This window comes from Mucilaginibacter sp. A5337 (assembly GCF_059690695.1).
This window is the reverse complement of record NZ_JCAWEC010000002.1, coordinates 319,613-336,610: the sequence shown is the minus strand read 5'-3', so window position 1 is coordinate 336,610 and position 16,998 is coordinate 319,613. Positions and strand designations below refer to the sequence as shown.

The 16,998-nt window shown below is 44.1% G+C and carries 15 protein-coding genes; 11 read left to right on the top strand and 4 right to left on the bottom strand.

What is annotated here, in order from left to right:
* Positions 1 to 21: 21 nt before the first annotated feature.
* Positions 22 to 2,937, top strand: a complete 2,916-nt coding sequence (ligD, locus tag AC59JO_RS06265) for a DNA ligase D (RefSeq protein ID WP_497304151.1) — start codon at positions 22 to 24, stop codon at positions 2,935 to 2,937.
* Positions 2,938 to 2,980: 43 nt separating this feature from the next.
* Here ligD and AC59JO_RS06260 read toward each other — a convergent pair whose 3' ends face one another.
* Complete coding sequence (locus tag AC59JO_RS06260) at positions 2,981 to 3,886, bottom strand: helix-turn-helix domain-containing protein (protein ID WP_497304149.1); 906 nt, start codon at positions 3,884 to 3,886, stop codon at positions 2,981 to 2,983.
* Positions 3,887 to 3,953: 67 nt separating this feature from the next.
* Positions 3,954 to 5,009 (bottom strand): NAD(P)-dependent alcohol dehydrogenase, encoded by a 1,056-nt coding sequence (locus tag AC59JO_RS06255; protein ID WP_497304147.1) that lies wholly within the window; start codon positions 5,007 to 5,009, stop codon positions 3,954 to 3,956.
* 132 nt (positions 5,010 to 5,141) lie between these two features.
* On the opposite strand from AC59JO_RS06255, the gene AC59JO_RS06250 reads away from it, so the two are divergent.
* From AC59JO_RS06250 to AC59JO_RS06220, 7 genes are all read left to right on the top strand, one after another.
* Positions 5,142 to 5,807, top strand: a complete 666-nt coding sequence (locus tag AC59JO_RS06250; RefSeq protein ID WP_497304145.1) for a Rossmann-fold NAD(P)-binding domain-containing protein — start codon at positions 5,142 to 5,144, stop codon at positions 5,805 to 5,807.
* 5 nt (positions 5,808 to 5,812) lie between these two features.
* Entirely contained in the window at positions 5,813 to 6,934 is a 1,122-nt protein-coding gene (locus AC59JO_RS06245; RefSeq protein WP_497304143.1) for an MBL fold metallo-hydrolase, read from the top strand.
* Between the two features lie 177 nt (positions 6,935 to 7,111).
* Positions 7,112 to 8,194: an aldo/keto reductase gene (locus tag AC59JO_RS06240; protein ID WP_497305035.1), complete on the top strand. Its 1,083-nt coding sequence runs from the start codon at positions 7,112 to 7,114 to the stop codon at positions 8,192 to 8,194.
* 220 nt (positions 8,195 to 8,414) lie between these two features.
* Positions 8,415 to 9,602, top strand: coding sequence for an exodeoxyribonuclease VII large subunit (locus AC59JO_RS06235; RefSeq protein WP_497304141.1), 1,188 nt, complete (start codon positions 8,415 to 8,417; stop codon positions 9,600 to 9,602).
* A 531-nt stretch (positions 9,603 to 10,133) separates the two neighbouring features.
* Positions 10,134 to 10,754: a hypothetical protein gene (locus AC59JO_RS06230; protein ID WP_497304139.1), complete on the top strand. Its 621-nt coding sequence runs from the start codon at positions 10,134 to 10,136 to the stop codon at positions 10,752 to 10,754.
* A gap of 208 nt (positions 10,755 to 10,962) precedes the next feature.
* Positions 10,963 to 11,130 carry a hypothetical protein gene (locus AC59JO_RS06225; RefSeq protein ID WP_497304137.1) on the top strand — a complete coding sequence of 56 codons (168 nt, stop codon included), beginning with the start codon at positions 10,963 to 10,965 and terminating at the stop codon, positions 11,128 to 11,130.
* A gap of 4 nt (positions 11,131 to 11,134) precedes the next feature.
* Positions 11,135 to 12,202: a DUF932 domain-containing protein gene (locus tag AC59JO_RS06220; protein ID WP_497304135.1), complete on the top strand. Its 1,068-nt coding sequence runs from the start codon at positions 11,135 to 11,137 to the stop codon at positions 12,200 to 12,202.
* A 131-nt stretch (positions 12,203 to 12,333) separates the two neighbouring features.
* Here the strand turns inward: AC59JO_RS06220 and AC59JO_RS06215 are convergent, their stop codons facing one another.
* Positions 12,334 to 12,588 carry a hypothetical protein gene (locus AC59JO_RS06215; protein WP_497304133.1) on the bottom strand — a complete coding sequence of 85 codons (255 nt, stop codon included), beginning with the start codon at positions 12,586 to 12,588 and terminating at the stop codon, positions 12,334 to 12,336.
* 314 nt (positions 12,589 to 12,902) lie between these two features.
* On the opposite strand from AC59JO_RS06215, the gene AC59JO_RS06210 reads away from it, so the two are divergent.
* Positions 12,903 to 13,460, top strand: a complete 558-nt coding sequence (locus AC59JO_RS06210) for a hypothetical protein (RefSeq protein ID WP_497304131.1) — start codon at positions 12,903 to 12,905, stop codon at positions 13,458 to 13,460.
* A gap of 30 nt (positions 13,461 to 13,490) precedes the next feature.
* On the top strand, positions 13,491 to 14,708 hold the full coding sequence (locus AC59JO_RS06205; RefSeq protein ID WP_497304129.1) for a hypothetical protein: 1,218 nt from the start codon (positions 13,491 to 13,493) through the stop codon (positions 14,706 to 14,708).
* A gap of 60 nt (positions 14,709 to 14,768) precedes the next feature.
* Here the strand turns inward: AC59JO_RS06205 and AC59JO_RS06200 are convergent, their stop codons facing one another.
* Positions 14,769 to 16,604: a hypothetical protein gene (locus AC59JO_RS06200; protein WP_497304127.1), complete on the bottom strand. Its 1,836-nt coding sequence runs from the start codon at positions 16,602 to 16,604 to the stop codon at positions 14,769 to 14,771.
* A gap of 167 nt (positions 16,605 to 16,771) precedes the next feature.
* Between AC59JO_RS06200 and AC59JO_RS06195 the strand changes: the two genes are divergently transcribed.
* Positions 16,772 to 16,969 carry a hypothetical protein gene (locus tag AC59JO_RS06195; RefSeq protein WP_497304125.1) on the top strand — a complete coding sequence of 66 codons (198 nt, stop codon included), beginning with the start codon at positions 16,772 to 16,774 and terminating at the stop codon, positions 16,967 to 16,969.
* Positions 16,970 to 16,998: the final 29 nt, after the last annotated feature.

Sequence of the window (16,998 nt, the reverse complement as noted above, 5' to 3'; positions counted from 1 at the left end):
GCTTTTTTGTCTACCTATAATATGAAGATTGCAACTTACAATATCAACGGCATTAATGGTCGTTTAGAAATACTGCTGCGCTGGTTAAAAGAAGCGCAGCCTGATATTGTATGCTTGCAGGAATTGAAATCGGAAAATCATAAATTCCCTGAAAGCGCTATTAATGAAGCCGGATACCAGGCGATCTGGCACGGCCAGAAAAGCTGGAATGGTGTAGCCATTCTGTCTAAAACTGAAATCAAGGAATTACGCAACGATTTGCCCGGCGATGATGAGGAATTTACCCATAGCCGATACATTGAAGCATTTGTAAACGGAATGGTGATCGGCTGCATATATCTGCCCAACGGCAATCCATACCCAGGGCCAAAATTTGGTTATAAGTTGCGCTGGTTCGAACGTTTAAGTGCACATGCAAAAGATTTAGTAGACCGTGATTTATCAGTTATCCTAATAGGCGATTACAACGTAATGCCAACGGAACTGGACACCTACAAACCTGAAAAGTATTTGGACAACGCACTCTTTAGACCGGAAAGCCGCAAGGCTTATAAAGACCTGGTAGACCAGGGATGGACAGATGCGATAAGGACAGTATTCCCGAACGAACGGATATACACTTTTTGGGACTACCTGCGGGATGCCTACGGTAGAAATGCAGGCTTAAGACTCGACCACTTTTTATTGAACAAAGCAGTGGCAGGCAGGTTAACTGACGGCGGTGTAGCAAAGCATGTTCGTGGCTGGAAGGGCGCCAGTGATCATGCACCGGTTTGGATTGAACTGGCTGATGAAAACACTAAAAAGCCCAAAACAAAAAAGACAAAGATCATTGAAACGGATACTAAAATAACTAAACAGCAAGGCGAAAAAACGAATTCAGAGCCTGTCGGTCTTATAGAATTATTAAAAAACACACCGGAGGTTTCTATGCCAACTGCTGTTAAACCCATGAAGGCAACGCTGGTGGATACACCCTTTGATCAGCCAGGCTGGATCTATGAAATTAAGTGGGACGGCTACCGCGCTGTTGCCATAGTTAACGAGGGCAAAGCAACATTAACTTCCAGAAGTAACCTGGTGTTTAGTCAATTCGAGCCTATCAATAAAATACTCGAATCATGGAATTTGAATGTTGTCCTGGATGGTGAAATAGTAGCGCTTCACGAAGATGGGACTGCTGATTTTGGGGCATTGCAAAATTGGCGTAATAAAAAAAACGCTCACCTCGCTTATTACGTTTTTGACATTCTATGGTATAATGGACGAGACTTGACAGGTTTGCCATTAACCACAAGGCGGGAAATTTTGGATGCGGTCCTGCCCCGTGACAACGAAATGATCCGTCCAAGCCAAACCTTTGATGTTGACGGGATCAGCTTTTTCGAGGCCGCCAAGAAAATGGGGCTTGAAGGCATTATCGCAAAGCGTGCAGACAGTTTATACACTGCGGATGAACGCTCCCGCGAATGGGTAAAGATCAAAGCCAAACGCAGGCAGGAAGTGGTTATCGCCGGATTCACCAGGAATGAAGGAACAGGCAAGAATTTCAGTGCGTTAGCCATTGGTGTTTATGACCAAAAGGGTGTGCTTCGCTATATCGGAAAGGTTGGGACAGGCTTTAACGATACTAAGCAAAAAGAAATGATAGCGCTTTTTAAGCCGCTAATTACCGATCATAGCCCCTTCGATATTGAGCCTGACGTAGATGAAATCTCACAATTCAGGCCGAGAAGATTAGGCGCGAAGGCAACCTGGCTAAAACCGGAATTGGTTTGTGAGGTGGAGTTTGCCGAGATAACAAGCGATGGAAAGGTTAGACAAGCCTCTTTTAAGGGCATGCGCACGGATAAAACACCGAAAGACGTGATAATGGAGATCGAAGCTGATACAGAGGAGATTGTTAATACAGGTGATTCCAATCCAGTTGTAGATGTAGCCCAAACTAAACCTTCAATTGCAAATAAGAAGATAGTCAAACCTAAAGGCAAGAAAAGTCCGGCTAATCTATTGATCACTTCTACAAAAGAAACGGAAGAAGTAAAAATTGATGGGCATCTGATTAAATTAACACACCTGAACAAATTGTATTGGCCGGAGGATAAGGTGACCAAAAGGGATATGTTCAATTATTACCATCAGGTCGCACCATTTATGGTTCCTTATTTAAAGGATAGGCCAATGTCCCTTAATCGTTTTCCAGGCGGCATACATGGTGAAAGTTTTTATCAGAAGAATGTTAAAGATAAAGCACCCGAATGGGCTGAAACTATGCCTCATAGAAATGGTGAAGGCGTTGATAAAGATTACCTATTGGGCAATAATGAAGCAACCCTACTTTGGATGGCATCTTTAGGTTGTATCGAAATGAACCCGTGGTTTAGCCGGGTTCAGTCGCCAGACCATCCTGACTATTGTATAATCGACCTTGATCCCGATAAACAGCATTTTGACCAGGTTATACATGCTGCGTTAGAAGTTAAAAAAGTCCTTGATTCCATTGATGTACCAAGCTTCCCAAAAACCTCAGGATCAACGGGAATGCATATTTATATTCCGCTCGGTGCCAAATACACATACGATCAAAGCCAGCTTTTTGCCAATATCGTCGTAAAAGAGGTTCAAAAACAAATTCCCGATTTCACCACCCTCGAACGGATGATTTCCAACCGAAAAGGAAAAATGTATCTTGATTTTTTACAGAACAGACCGGGCGCGACTATCGCGGGTGTTTACTCGCTGCGGCCTAAACCAGGCGCTACAGTTTCTATGCCGGTAACCTGGGATGAGGTTCGACCTGGGCTAACAATGCGGGACTTCACGATACACAATGCCACTGATCGCCTCAAAGAAACAGGTGACCTTTTTGCTGGCGTACTGGGTAAAGGTATTGACCTCGCCGTTACCGTGCAAAAAGCGCAAAGTATATTTTTATAATATTTATCGCCATTTTGAATATAATTTCATTTGACCGACCTGCCTAATTCATGCTTCTAAATTCAAGAGGTGTTTGCCCTGTCTTGTTCTTAAACAGCCGGTTAAAGTATTGCGGATACTCAAAACCTAAGCGGTAAGCGATCTCACTTGCAGAAAGTCCCGTAGTTAGCAGCAGCGTTTTCGCTTTCTCGATCACATACGCGTGAATATGCTGCTGCGTGTTCAAGCCGGTCAGGTTACGCAGCAATTCTGCCAGGTAATGGGTAGACATCGCCATTTCAGCGGCAAGGTCGCCAGCGGTAACCATTCTTTTCTGCTCCCTTTCGAAATACTCCCGTAAAACCGACTTAAAGCGTGTCACGACATCTGTCTCAACGCTGAAACGGGTACGAAACTGACGTTTGTAAAAACGTTCCGCATAGTTCAGGATCAGATCGATCTGCGAGACGATAATATCCTGGCTTTGTTCATCGATGTTGTTATTGCATTCCCTTTGCAAGTTGTCCAGCATACTTTCGATCGTTGCCCGTTCTGCATCAGACAGGTGAAGCGCCTCGTTCACCTCATAAGAGAAGAACTTGTATTTAGCGATCTTTTCACCCAGCGGGTATTTGCGGATGAAATCCGGGTGGAACACCAGCAGCCATCCCGAACTCTCGGAAAAATCGTCCGAACCGCCCCATTGCATGATCTGTCCCGGCGCAAAAAAGTTCAGCAATCCTTTGCCGAAATCGTAGGGTCGCCAGCCATAAGTGGAGGTGCAGGTAGCTCCTTTTTTAAAAACGATGGAATACAGGTTCAACTGCGCCGTTTGTTCACCAGCAGGCAGGGTATAATTGACACCTGATAACCGGTTAATACCGATCAGCGGATGGCCGGCGGAAGGAAAGCCAAAATAGGCGTTGTACTGCTCAACGGAATTGATCTGTTTAATATCAGAGCTCGGCATGAGGAAAATATGTTATAGCATGCCGCGATCAAGCGGCACGCTGTTATAAAAGTACTTTTTTTTTTCTTTATGATTTCAAGGTTGCCATATCGATCACGAAGCGGTATTTCACGTCGCCTTTCTCCAGGCGCTCGTAAGCTTCATTGATCTCATCCATGGCAATCATTTCGATATCCGAAACGATACCATGTTCGCCGCAAAAGTCGAGCATTTCCTGGCTGCCTGAACCGCCGCCATATGCGGCAGAAACTGAGCGCCGGAAAACCAAAAGGGTCGGGTCAATAGCCGGCGTCAGTTTATCTAAATAACCCACCATGACGATCGTGCCGTCGATCGCCAGGGTATTTACGTAAGGATTAATATCATGATTATAGGGTACGGTATCGATGATCAGATCAAATTTTAAGGTGGCTTCCTTCATTTGCTGCTCATCAGTAGAGATGATGACCTGGTCCGCACCTAAAGCCAGGGCGTCGTCCGTTTTGGACGGCGTACGTGAAAATAAGGCAACTTCAGCACCCATAGCTTTGGCAAACTTGATCGCGATATGTCCAAGGCCGCCCAAACCGATAACAGCTACTTTGGAACCCTTTCCTATTTTGTGCGTACGAAGTGGTGTCCATACCGTAATGCCCGCGCACAAGATCGGAGCCACGCCTGCCAGGTCCAGATTTTCAGGGACTTTAAATGTGAAATCTTCTGTTACGATGATTTTTTCGGAATAACCGCCATAGGTAGGTTTTCCGGGCATCAATTTGTCCGGAGAATTATAGGTTGCCGTCAGCCCGTTTAAACAGTACACTTCTTCATGGCGCTGACAATTCACGCAATGACCGCAGGAATCGGACAGCGGCCCAACGGCCGCAAATTCACCCGCTTTGAATTTGGTCACTTCACTGCCTACGCGGGTCACGCGGCCTGTAATCTCATGGCCGGGCACGATCGGGTAAACAGAATAACCCCAATGGTTCCTGGCCAGGTGCAGGTCGGTATGACATACCCCGCAGTACAGGATCTCTATTTCTACATCTTTGGGTTGCAGTTCCCTGCGAGGTATACTTAAGGGTGCAAGCGGCGATTCTGCCGAGGTAGCGCCGAAAGCGGCAACTTGATATGCTTCCATAATTTCGTTTGATTTTAATTTGATGCAAATCTACAGGCATTGTTCTGCTGGCGGATTATACAAAACGGGGAATGTATTATACTATACGGACTTGCGCTGATCAAACTAAATTTTTATGCTCAACTTCGTTTTATGAAAGTGATCATAACAGGAACCACCGGCATGATCGGCGAAGGCGTGATGCTGGAAGCGCTGGCAGACCCCCGGATAACAGCAGTGTTAAGTGTCAGCCGTAAACCCACCCTTCATACGCACCCCAAACTGAAAGAATATGTGGTAAAAGACTTTCTGAGTTTGCAGCCGGGGGACGAGCGGTTACAAGGCTATGATGCCTGCTTTTTTTGTGCAGGTGTCAGTTCCGTAGGCATGGACGAAGCCCAATACCGGCGCATCACGTACGACACCACCCTTCACTTTGCCAAAGTCCTGAATCCGAACCCTGCTATGTCATTCGTTTATGTTAGTGGCGGCGGTACGGACAGCAGTGAAAAAGGCCGTTTAGCCTGGGCACGTGTAAAAGGCAAAACCGAAAACGATCTTATGAAGATGCCTTTCAAACAGGCTTTCGGATTTCGAATCGGCTTTGTGAAGCCGGCAGCAGGGCAAAAATATGTAGTGAACTATTACCGGTACGTTTCCTGGCTCTTTCCTGCCATTAAACTACTAATACCCAATATGATCAACAACATGCGGCAGGTCACCGATGCGATGATCAAAGTATCACAACATGGCTATAAAAGCAATGTCATTTATGTAAAAGACATACGGCAACTGGCAACCACACCTCATGAGATATAATGATCATGCAAAAGTACAAGCGGTTAGTCCGATGGCTGACCTATACCTGTGTAACGCTTTTCTTATTATTTATTTCTGGTTGTCTGATCATGAAAACGGAACCTTTTGGCCGTGTGCCCACAGGTAAGCAGTTAGAGAAGATCAAGGCCTTACCAAACTACCGGGAAGGGCAGTTTCAGAATGAAGTGCCCACCCCGCAACTGACCGAAGGCGTCAGCCTGTGGCAGGCGTTATGGGAGTTTACGAAAAAAGAACAACCCATCAATCCACCGGTTCAGTTACCGACCGAGCATACGGATCTGAAAGCACTAAAGCCGGAGCAGAATGCACTGGTCTGGATGGGCCATTCCTCGGTCTTCGTGCAGCTTGCAGGTAAACGCTTGCTGATCGACCCGGTACTAAGTAAGTACGGCTCGCCGGTAAGCTTTATCAATAAAGCTTACCCCGGCACGAGCATCTACCAGCCGGAGGATATGCCGGAGATCGATGTGCTGCTGATCTCCCACGATCACTGGGACCACCTGGATTATCCGACTGTCAAAGCATTGCGCACAAAAGTTAAAAAAGTGGTATGCGGAATAGGCACCGGTGAGCATTTCCGCAGGTGGGGCTATTCAGAGCAGCAGATCGAAGAACGGAACTGGTATGAACAGGTGAACATTGATAGCGCATTTGCCATTACGCTGACACCTGCAAGGCACGATTCAGGCAGGGGGCTCAAACGCAAGCAGGCTCTTTGGGTATCCTTTGTTATTCAAACCCCATCCGTTAAGTTGTTCTATAGCGGCGACACCGGTTACGGAGACCATTTTAAAACCATCGGCCATCGGTATGGGCCGTTTGATCTTGCACTGATGGAATGCGGGCAGTATGATAAAAACTGGGCTTACATCCATATGCAGCCTGAGCAAAGCCTGCAAGCCGGGATTGACGTGTCGGCGAAACGGATACTGCCCGTCCACTGGGCAAAGTTTACCGAAAGCAATCATGCCTGGAACGCCCCAATCAAACGGATCAGTTTAGCTGCCGCCGAAGCCGCCATGCCGCTGGTCACACCGAAGATCGGGCAGCTGGTAGACCTGAACAGCGCGGAAACATTCCCCGCCTGGTGGGAAGAGGTACGCTGACAGTTAAACAGGATAATTATTCACCTATAACATCAATTAAAATACGATCTGCTAAACATGAAAAACAATGATCAAAAACCGATCAGCCGCAGGGCTTTTGTAACCGGTACCATAGCCACAGCCGGGGGCTTGGCAGCAACTTCAATTCTACCCGGTTTTGTTAGTTCTGCATTAGCTGTGCCTATTGCAGCTCCCGCTGTCCTACCTCAACGTAAATTGGGTCAGATCAATGTATCTGCATTGGGGCTTGGATGTATGAATATCGCTGGCGCTTATGGGCCACCGTTAGACAAGCAGCAGGCGATAAAGCTTCTTCGCACCGCTTATGAAAACGGCGTGACGCTGTTTGATACAGCGCAGCTTTACGGCCAGGGACTGAGTGAAGAACTCGTGGGCGAAGCACTGGCACCATTCCGCAAAAACGTAGTGATCGAAACCAAGTTTGGACAGGAAATTGATTTTGTAAACAAGAAATATATAGGATTGAACAGTACTCCGGAGTACATCAAATCTTCGGTTGAGGGTTCTTTAAAACGCTTGCGAACGGATGTGATCGACATCTTTTACCAGCACCGTATAGACCCAAAAGTGCCTATTGAAGACGTGGCCGGAGCCGTGCAGGATCTGATCAAGGCAGGAAAAGTACGTGAACTGGGCTTATCCGAAGCCGGGGCGGCAACCATCAGGCGTGCCCACGCCGTACAGCCGGTGGCTTCGGTACAAAACGAGTATTCTATCTGGACACGTGATCCGGAAGCAGAAGTACTGCCGGTATGTGAGGAGCTGGGCATCGGCTTTGTAGCCTGGAGCCCATTGGGCACAGGTTTCCTGACCGGTAAAGTGACGGAGGCGACAAAGTTTGACCCTAAAACAGACATCCGTGCCACCTATCATTTCCCACGCTTCACACCAGAAGCCCTGCGTGCCAATCTCCCGATCATGGAGACGGTGGCGCGTATAGCGCAGCGGCATAATGCTACACCGGCACAGGTTTCACTGGCCTGGCTGCTTGCATGCAAGCCATGGATCGTTCCTATCCCTGGTACAACGAAGGTGCAGCACTTACAGGAAAATCTGGGTGCAGTGAAAGTTCATTTGGCGAAGGAAGATATGTCCGAAATCGAAAGTGCATTTGCTAAGACCGGCGTACAGGGTGAACGTTTGCCTTTAGCAGTGTTGGAAATGAGTGATACAGGAGCCATTATGGGGACAAGTTCGGCTGGAGGTCATGGTAAATCCCCGTTGCCTCAACATAAGTAAGAACCAAAGTTTTAATGTTGTTTGCATATCGTTAATTTGACTTTATACATCCTATGGATAAAAAAATGTAATGTAAACAGCTCTTGAGCGGAATTGGTCCATCCACTTTCAGCATTTTAACGGATAAAATACATAAGTTAACATGATCAAATTTTTACCTCAACTGTTTAGAATTGTACAATCGCAAGCCCACCTAGGCATTATTTCATAACTTTACTTAATGGAAATAGAAAACCCGCCTATCATTACTTATTCACCCGCAGCAGTTTTAAACCTGTTTAATAATTCTATTTCCATTAATCAAACAAAACGAATTGTACAGCTAAAGGGAATCTACATACAGGGCAAGGGTAATCAATACAGCGGTTATTTTTACGATACCTTTCGGGACGAATCTTCTGACGCGGCTATAACTATCTTGGTGCCGCCATTGATCCGCAATGAATTGCAACCTAACAAAACCATAACAGTAAACGGTTTCGTTACCAGGCGCGTGATCAACAGCTCGGGCAGCATTCAGATACAGCTTACGGTAACTGATCTGGTTGAACAAACGCACAATAAGTATAACGAGGAAGATCTTAAAAAATTAGAATTAATGCAGCGTAAAGCTGTTTCCGGTTACCGCGATGTTTATAGCTGGCTTAAAGAGAAAATTATCCAGGAAGAACCATTTAAAATCGGCATTATCATCGGCAAGGCGGGCATTATTGATAACGATATCAAACACCAGTTACGTGAATCCATCGGCTTTTACGACCTTTCATTTCATCGCATTAACTTAAGCTCCGAAGAAGAGATCATGACAACCCTTGATCGGCTGAATAATGAAAATTATGGGGTCATTGCGGTATCGCGCGGTGGTGGTGATAACTTAGACATCTTTAACCGGTACACGATTGCCGAAAGGGCCGTTGCCTTACAGGCGCTATTCATCACAGCTATCGGCCATAAAGACGATGTGACCTTGCTTCAACGGGTTGCCGATAAATCCTTTATTACTCCTTCAGAGTTAGGCCAGTTTTTAAATGATGTTTATAACCATACCATAGAAGACCTGGAAAACTCTAAGGCTAAACTGATCGAATCGGTTAAATTGCAGCTGACAACAAGTTACCAGAAGCAGATTGACAACCAGAATGAAAAGCTGAAAGCTAACGAAGAACTGCGTTTGAAAACGGCCCGCGACCTGGAGCAGGTTTACAAAGAAAAAATGGAATTGCTTAACGGTCAGTTAGCGGGTGAACAAAAATTACAGACTGAACGCGTAAGTATCTTAAACGAGCAGATCAGCACTTATAAAAAACAAATCGCCGAATTGAATGCGAAAAGCTCCGTTAACTGGACGGTGGTCATTATTGCGATAATCATAGGTGTTATGATAGGCTACCTCCTGAAAGGTCATTGATCTGGCTGTCCCTGCGGCCAGGCTTTACACTATATCTTTTCTTTGGAAAAGGATGCCGTTGCAATCCTTGCCAGTCGGCTTCCTGAAGCTTTTAATACCAACAGATCCACTGCTGCATTTTTGCTGTGCTGCAAAATCATTCGCTTGCACGTCAATTGCCATCACCTCCGATTAAGCGCATTTTTCAGGACTTCACTTGTTTACCCGCTCCGCCGGGAAAAGCTGCGCTCGCCTTCACGCTGCCCTTAATTTACTGCTATAACATCAGATTGCGTTCAGTCGCTATTTTCCAAAGAAAACGGACAAAAGCGGCGTCAAGATCGGTCAGCCCGTTCGTACGAACGCATAATGTCCTCCGCTGCGCTGCGGCCACCCTTCGGGACTTATAGTTCTCCCGCCCGGGCTTTGCGACCGCCTTTTTGACTTTCTTTTTTACCGTTTTTTCTTTTGAAAAATAGCTTTTCAGGGAAAGTCTTCGGGAAAAAAGGGAAGTAAAAAACAAATTTTTAACCCTTTTAAATCATTTAAAAAATGAACACAGTTGAAAAAAATGCAAACGGTGTACAAGGTACAGCAGCAAAATCTGGCCAAACCGCAAACAGAGTTGAAAACCGCCCAAGCCTGACAGGAAAGGAAGCCAAAGAAGATGAAACCGCTAAAAATCAAACACCTGCCAAAACTTCGGAAGTTGAGGCAAACAAAACTGCCGAGGTTAAGACCGGTAGCCCCGCTACAGTGGATAACCAACCCGCTAACATTGCGCCTTACACCACAGGACAGGGAGTAGACAACGCACTAAAAGCCGATCCGGCAAAAAATGAAGAAGCTAAAGCCGAACCTAAAAAATTCGCTTTGAACTTAGAGCAAACTTTAAAATCGGTGGAGGGCTTGCATCGCTTAAGCATTCAGCGCATTGCGCTGTTATCCCGTATTAAAACGTTAGAAGATTTTGAAGTGAAGCTCATTGAAGAAGCCGACGAATTATCTTCTAACCATTTTTCGGGTTGTAAGCTGATTATTGAAGATGATAAGCGCAGGCAATTTGTGACCAACACGCCAAACCTGATCCGCATGGTAACACAATTCATTTTTGATGCCTGCCATGAAAAACTGGCCGAAATTGAAGCTAACATCATTTTCCCAAATGCTTAAACAAATTGTGCTCCCATCCCGAAAGCTAACGGGATGGTGAGCATTATTTATGGTTTCACAAAAACAGCAATTCCTATGTACGAGCAATTTATAGAACTGACTAACCAAATATTTTGGGACGGTTACGCCGAAACGTTGGCAAAGGAAAACCCCGCTCGTTTCCAGTTAGAATTAAGCGATTTTATGAACACTTACCAATTTTAAGACAATGGAGGATAAAGTCTTTTTACTGGTGAAAGTCACCATAAAAACCACGCATAGCAACATACACGAGGCTATACAGGAACTGCAAACCGAAACGGTTTTACAGGTAAGCAGCACCCCGAACGTGAAAGTATTACAAACAAAAATTATTGAACTGAACACTAAAAGTTAAAGTCATGGCACATCAAATAAATTTCAATCAGAAAACAGGCAAAAACAGCTTTATGAGCGTGAAAGAAAAAGCCTGGCACGGGTTAGGGCAAATCATTGACCGCTACCCAACCAGTAGCGAAGCAATACAGCACGCCGGTTTAGATTACATCGTTGAAAAACGTCCCTTATTTACTTATGATACTACCAACTATTTAGCCGAAGGAAGCGACGATATTATGATCCCTGAAATAGAAGTTGCTAATTTCTTTGCTACCGTTCGGGCGGATACCGAGCAGGTTTTAGGGGTAGTCGGCAATGATTATGAAGTCGTACAAAACCGTGATGCGTTTTCATTCTTTGACGCAATTGTAGGCGGTGGAGATGGTATTTTATACGAAACGGCAGGGGCATTAGGTAACGGTGAGCGGGTTTTTATTACCGCTAAATTACCCGACTACCTACGGGTAGGTGTCAAGGACTGGATAGAGCAATATTTGTTTTTAACCACTACTCACGATGGCTTAGGAAGCATTACGGCAGCTTTTACGCCCATTAGGATTGTTTGCAACAACACGCTTAACGCGGCCATAAACAACCATTCAGGGGCAATTAAAATACGTCATACTGCCTCCGCGGCCGAGCGATTGAAACAGGCCCATACGCTTATGGGTATCAGTAAATCGTTAGGCGGTGAAATGGAAGGTTTATTCAACCACTGGGCTAAAATTCGTATAACTGATGCCGAGGTTAAAAAGCTCATACAGATTGCAATGGCGCCTAATAAAGAAGTTTTGGAAAATTTAGCTGATGGTAAACTAGATTTGTTGTCTACCCATTATACTAACATTGTTGACAACGTTTATGAGTACGCATTAGGGAGCCAAACCCAGCAGATGGAAACTACCGCAGGAACAGTATTTGGCGCTTACAACAGCGTAACAGGTTATTTCCAAAATGTTCGCAGTTTCAAAAGTGATGAAGCCAAATTCAAATCTATTATGGACGGGACAGCCAAACAACGGGCGCAAACCGCTTTCAATCTTTGCCGTGATTTTGCGGTTCAGGGAAGCGAAGCATTGAATTATAATTAATTGCTGTTAAGGGGGAGCAATCCCCCTTATTTCTAAAACTCCCCGGCGGCGGGCTATCGCCCGCCCGAGGAACGCCCCCTGTTTTCTTATGGTTTAATGATCTTGGGTGAAAACAGGGGGCGATGAATTATTTACGATCTGTTTATTTGCGATTCTGGAATTTCAACCGCATATCGCATTGACTCCGCATAAAATTTTTCTGTACGCTCCCTTGGCTCCCCCTTCACTAAAGTCTTACCATCTTTGAGGATAAAGTGGAATATTGCACCATCGAAGATAAAAGCCTTAGTTTGAAGGAATCCTTCCGCTTTTTCCATATCAGGAAAATCAGTTCGGCAAACGAAGAAGCCGTCAGGAGAATGATAAAATACAGAATAAGTTGACATAGCCATTGATAGGTTATATGCTAAAATAAAATATTTTGTTAGCTTGCGCAATTCTTAGTCGGTCCTTACTGGCTAATTGTGATAAGGTTTAGGTTAAAAGTCCCTTGCAGCGAGTGTTAAGGGACTTTTTAGTAAACAATTTGCCGATTAAGTCTCTATATTAAACCGTAACACAAATTTAGAATGCAATTCCCAGCATTGCGGATGTCAAAAGGTACGAAGGATACTAAAACGAGCCGGTGAAGAACGATAATACTGAGCACACGTTGTGGATGTAAAAGTGATTAGTGACTGCCATTTCGTATTTTTAAAAAATGCAACCATTAATCACTTTATTAGCCGTTATTGTGGGCGGCGCAATTACGTATTTTGCCAATTACCTGCTTGAGACCCGAAAATTGGCAAATGAAAAATATCAGTATAAACGCGATAAGATTATTTCGGTCGGAGAAGATTTCTATAGGTTCAGCGCCTACGCGCTTTTGCGTTTCCAGACGCTGCTGAATAATTTTGAAACTTTGCTGAATTATGAAACATTGGAGGCCCGTAATATTCTTCAACAAACAGATATCAATCTTCAAGCACTATTAACTAAAATCGGCGAAAATAACATTACCATCACTACAGCGGATATTTTTTATGGTGTTTCTGGTATTGATGAGGCGAATTCATTTAGTCAATCTTTTAAAACAGCCCAAGCTAATCTGGAAGAATTGTTTGCTACTGGTGCACCGAGGCCAGAAATTGTTAATGCGCTTGAAATTGCTAAAAGCATCTTGCGAAAATACATTCAAATTATAGAGCATGACCGATTAACAATTGCTAACCGGATTAAAGAAGTTTTAGAATTGAATGCCAGCCACCGGCTTTGAGTTTAATATTGCGATATTTGGCTGTCAGTTATGAAAGCATTCAACGAAATACCGCTATCTCAGGCTATAGACCAAAAGAAAGAGCAGATCAAGGGCGAAATAACGCGCCAAACAAAAGATTATATTCTCGGTGTGGATGAGACGGCCTATAGAGAATATTTGCGGGAAAAATATGCATGGGAAACATTGGACGTCGATTTGCAAAATGAGCAGGTAGGTGAGCCTCTGAAAAGGAAGGAAAGCAGGGTAAGCCGCCTGCATGATGAGAAATACATGGTTGATGTTTATTATTTCACCGTCAGCTATCATTTTACCGGCTCGGCAGAAGTGTTCAAGTTACACACTAATCCATGGACAATGACCTCCTATGACATCTCCGTCAATGAAGGTAAAGGAGTGGTTTCTTTTGAATTTGGTATTGACAAACAGGATGCGGAGGAATTCAAACGGCGGAAAGCGGAGGCAAAGAACTCCGCATTTGCCAATCTGGAAAACGCAAAAAATAATGTAGCAGCCTGGAACCAAGAGCTGCCTGGGTTTATTGAGAACACATTCAAAAGTCACAAAGCCAGTTTGCTCAAAGAAAATGACTTTTTTGCAGCTATCAATTTGCAAGTAAATAAAGGCGCAGAATCGTTGGTTAGTGTTCCCATCATTCGCAAAAAAATCATTCCGCAACCGGCCGTTAATGCCAAACAAACCTTTTCTACCGTACCTTCAGTTAGCGAGGCACAGTATCAGGACCTGATCAAACTATTATTCGATATCGGCCGTGGAATGGAGCGAAAGCCCTCCCTTTACAAAGGCAAAGATGAAAATGGCATACGAGACTATTTTTTAAGCCACCTGGAATTTCGGTATGAAGGAATAACTGCCTCCGGCGAAACTTTCAATAGCGAGGGTAAAACGGACATTTGTTTGAAGAATGCGCCTGATGGTACGAATTTATTTATCGCGGAATGTAAGTTTTGGACAGGGCACTCTGGGTTTTTGGATACAATTACGCAGTTGTTTGATCGGTATTTAACCTGGCGCGATTCAAAAGTAGCGGTCATGATGTTTGTGACCAACAACGATTTTACTGCGGTTTTGAATAACATCCGTACGGAGATCAGAAATCATCCTTATTATTTACGTCCGAACGGGCAGCATGGCGACAGCTCATTCAGCTATATTTTTTGTTTAAAACAAGATCGTGCTAAAGAAGTTGAATTGGAGGTCATGGCATTTCACTTTCATCGTGGTTAATCGTATCACATCGTTTAAATAAAGAAACAATAAGGTCAAGGACAGTACTACGTATCTTGCCTATACCCGCTTGACTAATTGAAATTTTTTGGAATCCAGGCGGTCAATCGGATCTTTACCGATCATTTTCTCCTGAATCATTTCGACTAATTCTGTATCGGAAAACTCTATAAGTAGTTTGCCTTGGCGGAAAAGCGTTTGCTGCTCTTTTACAGCTGTTTCGTCCAATCCTTTCCGGCAAAATATGATTGCAAAATTACCAACGCCTTTTACGGTGTATTTTGACGTGTTAAAAAGGGTATTGGCATTTAAAGGCCCGGTGTAATTTTTGAAGTCGACGATGATGGCCGCACAATTATATTGATACTTCACCTCCGCCCAAAAGGAGCCGGCTGTACGATAATTGTTGTTAACGATCAGATCGCGCCGGTGGTTTTTTAAATTATTCTCTGATTGTATTTCGGCAAGGTAAGTCCTGAAATTATCGGCAAAAAGAAACTGGAAAACCTGCGCGCCAATTTGCTCAAATGCGGCCCATTCCTGTTCACCGGGAACGCACGCCTTTAATCTTTTAATAAGCCGCTCACCTTCAAAGGTTATCCCCGGCTGGGCGTCCGTACGTTTGATCTCCGGTAATACTGAACGGATATACAAATGGATCAACTGGCTATTTTTTTGTATAAAATGACGGTTAAATAATTCATGCAAAAGAATGGCCTCTACATTATTTTGTTTCAGCAGTTTAAAAACTTCCTCTTCCGGGCGTGAGGTAAAAATAAAAGCTAACTGCCCATTAGGCTGGGTAGCTCTCATTCGCTGGATTTTTTCGGTGACGACTTTAGTCGATCGTGGGTGCCGGTGAAAAAATTCAAAAAATTTCCATTGCGCATCTAACCGCCCCTGCAAATCAAAACGATAACCATCGGCAATAGGTTCATCCTGGATATAATATTGGTCGCATTTTAGCAGGAACTCAATAAATTTTGCAATCTCGTATTCATTACTTATCCGCAAAAAGATTTCTAATAACTCGCGGTGGATAAAGGTAATATCAAACAAGCCGCTTAGTGTGAAGGTGTCCTTTTGCAAACCCATAACTATCGCGGATACTTGCCGGTCAGTAATTTCTTCCAAATTGTAAAAATAGGATGGACAAAAATCATAGTACACGGGGACCACGTGGACACTTCGGTCACCGTCGGTAGGTTCGTAAGCATATAACCGGAATTCATATTCCTTAGCAGACATTGCCTGCGTGACATAACCCCGAACTTTTCGCCGAAAAAAAGAAAATTCGTTGGCGATTTCGGGATAATTTGAAAAAATATAATCTTGGTAGCGGCTTATTACCTGTTTAAGTGAACTTGCAACGGCTGCATAATAGCCCTTTTTCACTTTTGTGGTATCACGCTTAACTGGCCATTGTTTCAGTTGCTCCGACAGCTTTTTTAATTCCGTTAATTTTTGTTCTTCATTAACAATGTTTGTGTCGTGCGGCAAATAATAATCCTGCGGGATTTTGATTTCCGAATTTAACCGAACAATCTCCGCAACGGGTAATTGCAAAAGAATCAATTTCAATTTGAGCATATACTGCATCAATTCACCGCCATAACGCAAGCGTTTGGTATGCAGACAAGTATATAACTCATAATGCAGCTCATTTACTAAGGCTAGTTTTTCGGCTGTGAAGTCGGATAACCTGTCAGAGGATAACGATTTGACGATGTAATCGCTAAAGGTAAGCTCGAAAAGATTAAAGTTTTGGATACGGGTAATCAGATGTTGCAATTCCTGTTTTAACTTCAAATACCGGGGCACTTCATGATTTTGTATCTTAGTAAGGGTACTAAATATATCGATCAACGCCTCGTAATATTCTCTGGTTAGGGTCATGCTTGCTTTAAAGAAACCCGAAGGTAAACACTTCAAATTGAATTATCATCTTAGTTCCTCACGAGTCAGGCAACAATTTCCTTAATTCAAAAAAATAACCTATTTTAGTATTCCTACCTGAAAATCGTGCATTTGTAAAATCGTTAAATTTTAAAATCAATTTGCACATGTCAAATTTCAGAAAGTTTTTTGTGGAGTCTAACCCGCGTAATGCGGTGTCCCTGAGCGGGCGTATGAGTGATGGTTTTTATGCGGGACAACTTATTATTTTAGTTGACCGCTTTACCCGCTATAGGCGGCTGAAACTTGTAGAACGGGTGGTCGATGCCGGTGATGGCAACTGTACGCTCGATTTGAGTTTGTAAACTCAACTTGCGTAAGGCAGGCGGCGAAA

Excerpts from the sequence above, each read along its gene's own strand:
- AC59JO_RS06230 (WP_497304139.1), top strand. The coding sequence starts at position 10,134 with ATGAACACAGTTGAAAAAAATGCAAACGGTGTACAAGGTACAGCAGCA.
- AC59JO_RS06215 (WP_497304133.1), bottom strand. The coding sequence starts at position 12,588 with ATGTCAACTTATTCTGTATTTTATCATTCTCCTGACGGCTTCTTCGTT.
- AC59JO_RS06260 (WP_497304149.1), bottom strand. The coding sequence starts at position 3,886 with ATGCCGAGCTCTGATATTAAACAGATCAATTCCGTTGAGCAGTACAAC.
- AC59JO_RS06235 (WP_497304141.1), top strand. The coding sequence starts at position 8,415 with ATGGAAATAGAAAACCCGCCTATCATTACTTATTCACCCGCAGCAGTT.
- ligD (WP_497304151.1), top strand. The coding sequence starts at position 22 with ATGAAGATTGCAACTTACAATATCAACGGCATTAATGGTCGTTTAGAA.
- AC59JO_RS06245 (WP_497304143.1), top strand. The coding sequence starts at position 5,813 with ATGCAAAAGTACAAGCGGTTAGTCCGATGGCTGACCTATACCTGTGTA.
- AC59JO_RS06220 (WP_497304135.1), top strand. The coding sequence starts at position 11,135 with ATGGCACATCAAATAAATTTCAATCAGAAAACAGGCAAAAACAGCTTT.
- AC59JO_RS06195 (WP_497304125.1), top strand. The coding sequence starts at position 16,772 with ATGTCAAATTTCAGAAAGTTTTTTGTGGAGTCTAACCCGCGTAATGCG.
- AC59JO_RS06250 (WP_497304145.1), top strand. The coding sequence starts at position 5,142 with ATGAAAGTGATCATAACAGGAACCACCGGCATGATCGGCGAAGGCGTG.
- AC59JO_RS06255 (WP_497304147.1), bottom strand. The coding sequence starts at position 5,009 with ATGGAAGCATATCAAGTTGCCGCTTTCGGCGCTACCTCGGCAGAATCG.
- AC59JO_RS06225 (WP_497304137.1), top strand. The coding sequence starts at position 10,963 with ATGGAGGATAAAGTCTTTTTACTGGTGAAAGTCACCATAAAAACCACG.
- AC59JO_RS06210 (WP_497304131.1), top strand. The coding sequence starts at position 12,903 with ATGCAACCATTAATCACTTTATTAGCCGTTATTGTGGGCGGCGCAATT.
- AC59JO_RS06200 (WP_497304127.1), bottom strand. The coding sequence starts at position 16,604 with ATGACCCTAACCAGAGAATATTACGAGGCGTTGATCGATATATTTAGT.
- AC59JO_RS06205 (WP_497304129.1), top strand. The coding sequence starts at position 13,491 with ATGAAAGCATTCAACGAAATACCGCTATCTCAGGCTATAGACCAAAAG.